The sequence below is a fragment of the Iodidimonas sp. MBR-22 genome (assembly GCF_029946565.1).
In the GTDB taxonomy this organism is placed as follows: Bacteria; Pseudomonadota; Alphaproteobacteria; order Sphingomonadales; family Rhodothalassiaceae; genus Iodidimonas; species Iodidimonas nitroreducens.
The window spans coordinates 1-3,540 of record NZ_JARKVQ010000031.1 but is presented as its reverse complement, the minus strand read 5'-3'; the positions used below and the strand labels follow the sequence as shown (position 1 = coordinate 3,540).

General features: G+C 59.4%; 3 protein-coding genes. All 3 read left to right on the top strand.

Translation table 11 applies throughout. The features are described 5' to 3' along the window. Window positions 1–181: 181 nt before the first annotated feature. Window positions 182–1,456: a site-specific integrase gene (locus QK300_RS13450; RefSeq protein ID WP_281301754.1), complete on the top strand. Its 1,275-nt coding sequence runs from the start codon at window positions 182–184 to the stop codon at window positions 1,454–1,456. Window positions 1,457–1,748: 292 nt separating this feature from the next. Continuing rightward, window positions 1,749–2,960: a hypothetical protein gene (locus tag QK300_RS13445; protein ID WP_281320860.1), complete on the top strand. Its 1,212-nt coding sequence runs from the start codon at window positions 1,749–1,751 to the stop codon at window positions 2,958–2,960. Between the two features lie 347 nt (window positions 2,961–3,307). Beyond that, entirely contained in the window at window positions 3,308–3,478 is a 171-nt protein-coding gene (locus QK300_RS13440) for a type II toxin-antitoxin system Phd/YefM family antitoxin (RefSeq protein WP_281301756.1), read from the top strand. Window positions 3,479–3,540 lie beyond the last annotated feature (62 nt).

Genomic DNA, 3,540 nt, shown 5'->3' with positions numbered 1-3,540 from the left:
GCGGGGTGGAGCAGCCCGGTAGCTCGTCAGGCTCATAACCTGAAGGTCGTAGGTTCAAATCCTACCCCCGCAACCAATAAAATCAAGAGGTTAGGCGAAAGCTTGACCTCTTTTTTTATGCATTTTACAGTGACTCATTCGTTACACATTGTGACGCATATTCACTGTAAGGGAATTTCACATGCCGACTCACAAGCTCATGGGCGGCAAACTCAATCTCTACAAACGCGAAAACAGCCGATTCTGGCAGTGCTCGACCTTCCTCGAAGGCAGGAACCGCCGCACCAGCACGAAGGAAGAAAGCCTCGCCCAAGCCAAGGAGTTTGCTGAAGACTGGTATCTCGAACTGCGCGCCAAGGCGCGCGCCGGTACATTGAAGACCGGCAAGACCTTCGCCCAAGCCGCGACGGTGTTCGAGAAGGAATATGAAGCGTCCACGCGTGGACACCGCAGCCCCAAATGGGTGCAGGGCCACAAGGACCGCATCCGCCTTCATCTGATGCCGTATTTCGGCAACAAGGTCCTCTCCGGAATCACGGAAGGCGCGATCCAGGAATATCGCGTGCACCGGATGACGGAACCGGAAGACTGGAACGAAGAAGAGCAGGGCCGCCCGTGGAAGCCACCGGCCCGCAATACCATCCATAACGAAGTCGTCACGTTGAGCATGGTTCTCAAGACGGCAAAACGTCATGGCTGGCTGGAGACCCTGCCCGACACGTCCGATCCCTACCGGCGGCAAAGCAAGGTGGAACACCGGCCGTGGTTCACGCCGAAGGAGTACAAGCAGCTCTACGAGGCGACCCGACAGAACGCCGCCGAGCCGAAAAAGAAGCGCTACACATGGCATGCCGAGCAGCTGCACGACTTTGTGCTGTTCATGGCCAACACCGGGCTGCGCCCGGATGAGGTCAAACAGCTGGAATTCCGTGACGTAGAGATCGTCACGGACGAGTGGAGCGGTGATCGCATCCTCGAAATCGAGGTGCGCGGCAAGCGCGGCGTCGGCTACTGCAAAAGCATGCCGGGCGCGGTGCGCCCGTTCGAGCGTTTGCGCGACCGGGAACGGCCCGTCGATCCGGACTCAGACGAGAGCGATACGGACGGGGTCCGGACAGCGCCGCCGGAGCTGACCGACCTTTTGTTCCCGAGCGAATACCAGAAGATGTTCAATCGCGTCCTGACGGACGCCAAGCTGAAATTCGACCGCAACGGCAAGGCCCGCACAGCCTACAGCCTGCGTCACAGCTATATCTGCTTCCGCCTTCTTGAAGGTGCCGACATTTATCAGGTCGCCAAGAACTGCCGCACCAGCGTCGAGATGATTGAGAAGCATTACGCGGCGCACCTGAAGGATATGATCGACACGTCCCTCGTTAATGTCCGGCGCGAGAGAGCGACGCGCAGGGATCAGGATAAACAGGAAGACGATTCCGGCAGAAGGCCGGAGGCTTAACGCCCTTTCACCCCGCCAGGCTCGGAAGGCAGCTTCGAAGAGCCGTCAGGGCCAGCCCGTGGGGCGTCAAAGGACCTGGACGGGACCAAGGTCGCCGCTATCGCCATCGTCAGGAACCTGATGATAAGCGGCGCACCGCCCATGTCTGGCTGAGAGGGCAGCCGTTCAGCCGGATGGGAAAAGCCGAGACTTCGATCAGCGAAGAAGCGGCAGGATGAGGTCGCGTGATCGCGACACAAGCAACTCTCGACAACAAGCACAACAGGGAGAGTGCATGACAATACACAGGATATTGGATGACAAGGTGCGTCTCTATCGCCGCGCCGAAGGTGGGCGCTGGCATTGCTCGACTTTCATCGACGGCAAGGAATACCGCAAGACGACGAAACGGAAAGACCTCGCAGCGGCGAAGGAATTCGCCGTCGCGTGGTACAAGGCGATCTGCGACGGCCTCGGCGTCAAGCACCGCGTTGGCAAGAGTTTCGCCGAGACCGCCCGCGTGTTCGAACAGGAATACGAGACGATCAACCAGGGCCGCCGCAGCGGAAATTCGATCCGGGGCCACAAGGACCGTTTGAGGCTGCACCTGGTACCGTATTTCGGCGGCATGCCCGTCGAGGAAATCACCGCCGGCACCGTGCAGGACTATCGCGCGCACCGGCTGACCGAACCGGGCCACGACGGCAAGGGCGATGACGGCAAAGATATCGGCGGCGAGGCAAAGCCGTGGAGGTCGCCCGCCCGCAGCACGATCCACAATGAAATCGTAACGCTGCGCATGGTTCTCAAAGCCGCGCAGCGTTACGGCTGGATTGAGACGATTCCCGATCTTTCCGACCCATATCAGGCGAAAACTAAAACCGAACCCAGGACGTGGTTCACGCCTGAAGAATTCGCGGCACTCTGCGAGGCCACAGGCAGGAACGCCGCCCGACCGAAGAACGGGCGTTACAAATGGCATGCCGAGCAGTTGCACGACTTCGTGCTGTTGATGGCGCATACCGGGCTGCGCCCGGACGAAGCCAATATGCTCGTATATCGTGACGTGACAATCGTTGACGACGACGACAACGGCGCGCGCATTCTCGAAATCGCGTTGCGCGGCAGGCGCGGCGCGGACTATTGCAGGAGCATGCCGGGTGCAGTCCCGCCCTTCGAGCGCATGCGTGCCCGGAACCGGCCGAAACCCGGCGACCGGCTGTTTCCGACCGAATACAAAAAGATGTTCAACCGCATCCTGACCGAGAACAATCTCAAGTTCGACCGCAACGGCAAGGCCCGCACGGCCTACAGCCTGCGCCACACCTATATCTGTTTCCGGCTCCTCGAAGGTGCCGACATCTACCAGATCGCAAAAAACTGCCGCACCAGCGTCGAGATGATCGAGAAATACTACGCCTCGCACATCGCCACGACGCTCGATGCGTCGGCGATCAATGTGCGAAGGCCGAAGCGCAAAGATCAAAGCAAGGAAGACGACTCCGGCAGGAGGCTGGACGCCTAACCTCCCCCCACTCCGTCAGGCTCGGAAGGCAGCTTCAAGAGCCGTCAGGGCCAGCCCGTGGGGCGTCAAGGGACCTGGACGGAACCAAAGGCAAAGGCCGCCGCTGTCACCATCGTCCGGCACCGGACGATAAGCGGTGTGCCTCATGTCAGGATGGGCGGGAAGCCGCTCAGCCGTCCGAGCCAGCCCGCCGGGCATTCTTGGATCGGGACATCTAATGGAAAACCGCCGCACACCGTGCGGTACACCCGCCTCTTTAACCGCGAGATCATCTCGCCATACGATCAATCCTTGCGTGTCGCCACCAAAGTGGACAAAATGGCCCAAATGGCTTGCAAGGATGTGCCATGAAATCAATGTCAGCCAAAGGGGCCAAGAACGGCTTTGGCTTGCTCCTCGACACCGCACGGGCTGAACCCGTGGTGATAGAGAAACACGGCAGGCCGGTCGTCGTCGTTTTGTCGGTTGAGGAATATGAGCGGCTTTCATCAAAGAAGGACAACATGAGATGCCCCTAGATTTATAGACGCTTTGCTTGGTAACTATGGAACCAAGGAGAAGCACAGATGTCATCGCAAAA

What these genes read in the sequence shown, in the direction of transcription:
- QK300_RS13450 (WP_281301754.1), top strand. Translation starts at nt 182, where the DNA reads ATGCCGACTCACAAGCTCATGGGCGGCAAACTCAATCTCTACAAACGC.
- QK300_RS13440 (WP_281301756.1), top strand. Translation starts at nt 3,308, where the DNA reads ATGAAATCAATGTCAGCCAAAGGGGCCAAGAACGGCTTTGGCTTGCTC.